The organism is Rhizobacter sp., from assembly GCF_031412495.1.
Classification (GTDB): Bacteria; Pseudomonadota; Gammaproteobacteria; order Burkholderiales; family Burkholderiaceae_C; genus Schlegelella_A.
On the sequence record NZ_JANODC010000443.1, the window covers coordinates 1 to 7,236 of the forward strand.

At 69.6% G+C, this 7,236-nt stretch carries 4 protein-coding genes; all 4 read right to left on the reverse strand.

The window, feature by feature from the left end; all coding sequences use genetic code 11:
• The coding region (locus AC30N0_RS16480) for a uroporphyrinogen decarboxylase/cobalamine-independent methonine synthase family protein (RefSeq protein ID WP_489518984.1) at window positions 1-656 on the reverse strand (656 nt) is incomplete at its 3' end.
• 88 nt (window positions 657-744) lie between these two features.
• Window positions 745-2,403, reverse strand: a complete 1,659-nt coding sequence (locus tag AC30N0_RS16485) for a diguanylate cyclase domain-containing protein (protein WP_489518985.1) — start codon at window positions 2,401-2,403, stop codon at window positions 745-747.
• Window positions 2,404-2,444: 41 nt separating this feature from the next.
• Window positions 2,445-4,622 carry a hybrid sensor histidine kinase/response regulator gene (locus AC30N0_RS16490; RefSeq protein ID WP_489518986.1) on the reverse strand — a complete coding sequence of 726 codons (2,178 nt, stop codon included), beginning with the start codon at window positions 4,620-4,622 and terminating at the stop codon, window positions 2,445-2,447.
• The coding region (locus tag AC30N0_RS16495) for a response regulator (protein WP_489518987.1) at window positions 4,613-7,236 on the reverse strand (2,624 nt) is incomplete at its 5' end. The genes AC30N0_RS16495 and AC30N0_RS16490, both read right to left, overlap by 10 nt.

A 7,236-nucleotide genomic window follows, 5' to 3' on the forward strand; every position in this document is an offset into this window, starting at 1 on the left:
GGCAGCTCGTCGGGGTCGTCGCCGCGCGAGCGCGCCGCCTCGCGCATCTTGTCGTCGCACAGGTAGGCCAGGTTGGTGTCGTCCATCTGCACGTAGGTGCAGCCGGCGGCGGAGAGCGAGCGCAGCTCGTCGCCGTAGGCGTCGGCGACGTCCTGCCAGAAGGGCTCGAGGTCCGGGTAGTGCTGGCGGCTGATGCCGGCGCGGCCGCCGCGGAAGTGGAGCATTGTCGGCGACGGAATGGTCACCTTCGGCGTGTGCCCGGCCGACACCTTCGACTTCAGGTAGTCGAAGTCGGCGCGCTGGATGTCCTTCACGTGCCGAACCTTGTCGACCACGCGCATGACGGGCGGTGCGAGCTCCTCGCTGCCGTCGGGCTTGACGATCGTGACCGGGATGTCGGTCTTGACGCCGCCGAGCTGCTCCAGGAAGTCGATGTGGAAGTAGGTCCGGCGGAACTCGCCGTCGGTCACGCTCTTGAGGCCGACGCTTTCCTGGAAGGCGACGATCTCGGCGATGGCGTCGTCCTCGACCGTGCGCAGCTGCTCCGGCGTGATCTCGCCGCGCGCCTTCTTCTCGCGCGCCTCGAGCAGGCGCGGCGGGCGCAGGAAGCTGCCGACATGGTCGGCGCGAAAGGGCGGATGCGTGCGTGCAGTCATGGTCGGGGCCCGGGAGGAGCGAAGGTGGAGCGCGTCGCGGCGATGGGCAACCAGCTCTTCAACGTCGAGTTCGACGTGCGGAAGGCGGTCAAGGATCCGGCGAAGCCGGAGCAGCGTCGCGGCGCCGGTCGCCCAGCCTGCCGTCGCGCGGCAGCCTGACGACAAAGGTGCTGCCCGTTCCCGGGCCGTCGCTCGTCGCCCAGACGCGGCCGCCGTGCGCCTTGACCAGCTCGGCGACCACGGCCAGGCCGATGCCGAGACCGGCGTCGTCGACGTGGACGTGGGTATCGAGCACGAACAGGTCGAAGATGTGGGGCAGCGCCTCGGCCGAGATGCCGACGCCCTTGTCGGTGACGCTGACCTCGATCTCGTCGCCGTCGGGCAGCATCGCCAGCAGCACCTCGCCGCCCTCGGCGGAACGCCGCGCGGCGTTGTTGAGCAGGTTGCTGAAGACCTGGGTCAGGCGCAGCGGGTCGCCATGCACCGGCGTCGCTTGCGAGGGCATCTCCACTCGCAGGCGCAGCTGCTTGGTGTCGATCGCATGCCTGCAGGCATCGACCGACAGGCCGACGATGGAGCGCAGCTCGATCATGCTGCGCTCGAGCCGGAACTCGCCGGCGCCGACGCGCGAGCCGTCGAGCAGGTCGTCGATGAGGCGCGCCATGTGCGCGACCTGCCGCTTGATGACCTCGTGCTGGCTGGCGCGGAAGGTCTCGTCGGACTGCGGCAGGCCGAGCGCGGCCACCGACATGCGGATCACTGCCAGCGGATTGCGCATCGCGTGCGCCGCCATCGCCACGAAGTTGATCTGGCGGCGGTGCGCCTCCTCGGCATTGTTCTTGAGCCGCTGCGAGGTCTGTGCGGCACCGACGAGCTGGTGGTTGGCCTTGAGCAGCTCGCGCAGGCGCGCCTCGTGCTCGGCGAAGGCGAAGTCGGGGCGCGGCTGACGCGCCGCCGGCGGCTCGAGCGTGTCGAGGCGCCCGCCCCCGGTGGTCGAGGTTTCCTCCTCGTAGAACTCGTACTCGCCCGGCTTGCGCTTCTTGGCCCGGTACATCGCTTCGTCGGCGCGATTGATCAGCGCCGCCGGCTCGGTGCCGTCTTCCGGATAGACCGTGATGCCGATGCTGGCCGACAGGCGCAGGCTGTGCGGCCCGATGCGCGCCGGCGCCGCCAGCGAGGCCAGAATCTTGGCCGCGATCGGCGCGGCGTCGGCCGGCTCGGCCATCTCCGCGAGCAGGACCAGGAACTCGTCGCCGCTGTGCCGGCTCACGGTGTCCGACTCGCGCACCGCGCCCTGCATGCGGCGCGCCGCGATCTGCAGCACCTGGTCGCCGACGCCGTGGCCTAGGGTGTCGTTGATGCGCTTGAAGCCGTCGAGGTCGATGAACAGGATGCCGACGCGGTGGCCGCGCCGCTGCGCCATGGACAGCGCGCTGACGATGCGGTCGAGCATCAGGGTACGGTTGGGCGCGCCCGTCAGCTCGTCGTGCTGGCTGAAGCGGGCCAGCTCGTCGAGGCTGCTCACCGCCGTCTGCGCGGCCGTGTCGGCGTGCACGGCGGCCAGGACCAGCTGCTCGTTCACCTCCATCAGCTGGGCCGTGCGCAGGCCGTTGAAGTCCTGCTGGGCCTTGACGAACTCGCGCCGGAGGTTGCTCAGGTCGGAGCGGACGGCGTCGGCCTGCGCCTGGAGCAAGGCCAGCGTCCGCCGGGCGGCGCCGACCTTGTGGTCCTCACCATCGTCATTCACGTCTGCCAACTCGTCACGTCCGTTTGCCGCGCGCGGCCACCTCAGCCGGGTGCGATGTTCGCACTGTTGCTCGCCTCCCGGCCCGCCAAGGCAATTCCGGCACCCGGCTTGCTCGTTCTCAGCCAGCCCTCGACGAGGCGAAGCAGCTCGTCCGGGTCGGCCGGCTTGGTGAGATGGTGGTCGAAGCCGGCGGCGCGGGCCCGTGCCCGGTCGGCCGGCTGGCCGTAGCCGGTGAGGGCGATGATGCAGGAAGAGCGCGTCTCGGCGACCTGGCGCAGGCGGACCGCGATCTCGTAGCCATCCATCCCGGGCAGGCCGATGTCGAGCAGGACGACGTCCGGCGCATAGACCGGTGCCGAGGCCAGCGCCTCGGGACCGTCGCCCACGGTCTTGACCTCGTGCCCGCTCAGCTCGAGCAGCACCGAGGTGGCCTCGGCGGCATCGCGGTTGTCGTCGACGACGAGGATCCTGCAGCCGGCGCGGAGGGCAACGGGAACCGCCTCGCCCGCCACGCCGTGCGCATCGCCCACCTCGGCCAGGCAGGGCAGGACGACGCGGAACTCGGAGCCCCGTCCGGCGCCGGCGCTCAAGGCCTGGACCGTGCCGTCGTGCAGCCCGACCAGGCGCTGCACGAGCGTCAGGCCGACGCCGAGGCCGCCCTGGCTGCGGTCGAGCGACTGCTTGCCCTGCTCGAACATCTCGAACACGTTGGGCAGCAGGTCGCTGTCGATGCCCATGCCGTTGTCGCGCACCGTGATGAGGGCCCGGCCCTCGGACGGCAGGGTCAGCGTCAGCTCGATCGAGCCGCCTTCCTCGGTGTACTTGGCGGCGTTGTTGAGGAGGTTGGCGACGACCTGCGACAGCCGCGCGAAGTCGCCGCGCAGCATCACCGGGACGTCCGGGACGTCCTTGTTGAGGTGATGACGGCGCGACTCGATGAACGGCCGCACCGTCTCGACGGCGTGCGCGAGCACGGCGCGCAGGTCGAGCGACTCGAGCTGCAGGGCGATCTTGCCCTGGTTGATGCGGGCGACGTCCAGCAGGTCCTCGACGAGGCGGGTGAGATGGACGACCTGGCGGCCGGTGACCTCGGTCGCCCATGTCAGCTTGGGATCGGCCGGGGCGAGGCGGCGGATCACCTCGAGCGCGGTCCGGATCGGCGCCAAGGGGTTGCGCAGCTCGTGCGAGAGCATGGCCAGAAACTCGTCCTTGCGCCGATTCGAGCCCTGCAGCTGCGCCTCGACGGCGCGGCGCTCCTCGATCTCGACCTGCAGGCTGCGGTACAGGCGGGCGTTCTCGAGCGCCGGCGCGGCGCGGTCGACGAGCTCGGCGACCGTGACCCGGTCCGCGCCCGGGCCGGCGAGGTGGACTCTCACCACGCCGATGGCGCGCCCGGCAGTGACCAGCGGCAGCAGCAGCACGGCGGCCTCGCCGGCAGGCGGGGGAACAGCGGGCTCGGCCAGGACAGCCCGGATCGCAGCGTGCTCGGCCGGGTCGAGCCCGGCGGCCGTCAGCAGGTCCACCTCGCATCGTCCGTAGCCGCGGTTGCGGCCTTCGAGAGCGAAGCCGATGCCACCCTCCGCGTCGCCGAGCGCCACCGTGGCGCGCTGCGCGAACTGGGGCACGAGCATCTCGACGAGTCGGCGCGCTGCCACTTCGATGTCGAGCGATGCACTCAGCACGCGCCCGGCCTGCGACAGGAAGTCGGTGCGGCGCGTGTTCTCCTCGGCGACGAGGCGCGCCGCCTCGGCCGCCGCCAGCTCGACGCGCTCGTTGGCACGCCGGCGCAGGCGACGCTGCATGAGGTGCAGCTCGACGAAGACCTTCACCTTCGAGCGCAGGATCTCCGGCACCACGGGCGACAGGATGTAGTCGACGGCGCCCAGCGAGTAGCCGCGGATCGTCTGCATCTCGTCGGCGTAGGAGGTGATAAAGATGATGGGGGTGTGCGCGGATCGCTTGTACTGGCGGATCAGCTCGGCCGTCTCGAAGCCGTCTATGTCCGGCATGTTGACGTCGAGCAGGATCGCCGCGAACTCGCGCCTCAGCACCTCCTTCAGCGCCTCGGCGCCCGAGAGGACGCAGACCAGTTCGTGGCCGAGGTCCTCGAGGATGGTCGAGAAGACGAGCAGCTTGTCGGGCAGGTCGTCGACGATGAGGATGCTGGCGCGGTCGTCGCCAGCGGCACCGAGGTCGTCGAACTCCGAGTTCAGCGGCACAGCCAGCCCCTCAGCACCGAAAGAAGGTGCAGAGGGTCGACGGGTTTCGACAGGTAGTCCCAGGCGCCGGCCTCGATGCACTTCTGCCGGTCGCCCTTCATGGCCTTGGCCGTGACCGCGACCATCGGCAGCTCGCGGCCGCGCGGCAGGCGCCGGATCTCCTGCATCGTGGCGATGCCGTCGAGCTCCGGCATCATGATGTCCATCAGGACGATGTCGATGCCGGGGTCCGACTCGACGAGGCGGATCGCCTCGCGTCCGTTGTCGGCCGAGACGATGACCATGCCTTCGTTGTCGAGAACAGTCGCGAGGGCGAAGATGTTGCGCATGTCGTCGTCGACGATCAGCGCCTTCTTGCCGTGCAGCGCCAGGTGCGCGCCGTGCATCGCCTCGACGGCGATGCGCTCGTGCTCGGACATCGAGGCCGGGCTGCGATGGAGCAGGAAGGCGGTCTGCGCCAGCATCGACTCGAGCGTGCCCGCCTCGCGCAGGGCGAACGAGCGGTGCGACTGGCGCCAGACGCCGGCCTCGCTGGCCCGGTGCCCGCCCGTGTGCAGCACCACCGGCAGCTGGAACACGCTGGCACGCCGCTCCGCGGCCTCGAGTACGTCCTCGGGCCCGAACTCGGCGACCGAATCGTCGATCACCAGGCAATCGGCGTCGTGCAGCGAAGCACGGATGGCCTCGGCGCCTTCGGCGACCAGGGTCGCCACGTCGCCGTCGAAGGTCTCGACCAGCTGCTCGCGCAGCGGGCCCGGCGGCATGGCGATGACGAGCTTCCTGGCCGGCCGCTCGCAGTAGCCGTACAGCTCGGCGACGGCCGAGTCGACGGCGTCGCGCGACTGCAGCGGCTTGGCGATGAAGCCGACCGCGCCGGCCTGCAGGGCACGGTCGCGCGAGTCGTCGGTGGAGACGACGCAGATCGGGATGTGCCGCGTCGCGACGTCGGTCTTCAGGCGGTCGAGGATGCGCCAGCCCTGCATGTCGGGCAGGAAGATGTCGAGCGTGATGACCGCCGGGTGGAACTCGCGCGCCATCGTCAGCGCGCCGGCGCCGGTGGTGCTGACCAGGCCCTTGAAGCCGGCGAGCCGGGCCGCATCGAGCAGGACCTTGGCGAAGGCGAGGTCGTTCTCGACGACGAGCAGGACGCGGTCGCCGCCGGCGATCTCGTCACGGTCGTCGCCGGCGACGTTGGCGAACATCGCGCCCTCGTCCGCATCCGCCGCCACCTCCGCTTCGCTGGGGTGCACGGCCATGCCGGTGAAGGCTCCGCGCCGCAGCAGGGCGGTGACCCCGGAAGGGGTGACGGCATGGGGCGCGTTCGTCTTGTCGGCCTCCGGTGCCAGGACGCGCTGCTGGCGCGCGTTGCGGGCCGGGTTGTAGCTCTGCGGCAGGAAGAGCGTGAAGGTGCTGCCGGAGCCGGGCCGGCTGACGAGCCGGATCTCGCCGCCGAGCAGGCGCGACAGCTCGCGGCTGATGGCCAGGCCGAGGCCGGTGCCGCCGTACTTGCGCGAGGTCGAGCCGTCGGCCTGCTGGAAGGCCTCGAAGATGATCTGCTGCTTGTCCGGCGAGATGCCGATGCCGGTGTCCGAGACCGAGAAGGCGATCACCTGGCTGGCGTGGCGCAGCTCCTCGTTGTCCGGCGACCAGCCTTCCTGCACGGTCGCCACCCGGAACGAGACGCCGCCCTGGTGCGTGAACTTGAAGGCGTTGGATAGCAGGTTCTTGATGATCTGCTGCAGCCGCTTGACGTCGGTGACCAGCGTCTTCGGCAGCGGCTGGCCGAGCTCGATCGAGAAGTCGAGGTGCTTGGATTCCGCGAAGTGCCGGAAGCTCCGCTCGATCGAGCGGTGCAGGTCGTCGATGCGGACCTCGCTGACGTCGACGGCCACCGTTCCCGACTCGATCTTCGACAGGTCGAGGATGTCGTTGATCAGCATCAGCAGGTCGTTGCCGGACGAGTGGATCGTCTTCGAGAACTCGACCTGCTTGCCGGTCAGGTTGCCGTCCGGGTTCTTGCAGAGCTGGTCGGACAGGATCAGCAGGCTGTTCAGCGGCGTGCGCAATTCGTGCGACATGTTGGCCAGGAACTCGGACTTGTACTTGGACGTGAGCGCGAGCTGTTCGGCCTTTTCTTCGAGCGCCTGGCGCGCCTGCTCGACTTCCTGGTTCTTGCGCTCAACTTCGTGGTTCTGGTGCACCAGCAGACGGGCCTTTTCCTGCAGCTCCTCGTTGGTCTGCTGGAGTTCCTGCTGCCGGCTCTGCAGCTCCTGCGCAAGCGACTGCGACTGCGTCAGCAGATCTTCCGTGCGCATATTGGCTTCGATCGTGTTGATCACGATGCCGATCGATTCCGTCAGCTGGTCGAGGAACGCCTGGTGGGTGGGATTGAAGCGCTCGATGGATGCGAGTTCCACCACGCCGCGGACCTGCCCTTCGAAGATGATGGGGAGCACCAGCACGTTCAGCGGTGCAACCTCGGTGAGACCCGACGCAATGCGCAGGCTCTCCGGAATGGACGACGTCAGCAGGATCTTTTTCTTGTCATAGGCGCACTGGCCGACGAGGCCCTGCCCCAGATCGAGTTCCTTGCCGTACGAGCCGTGGCCGTCTG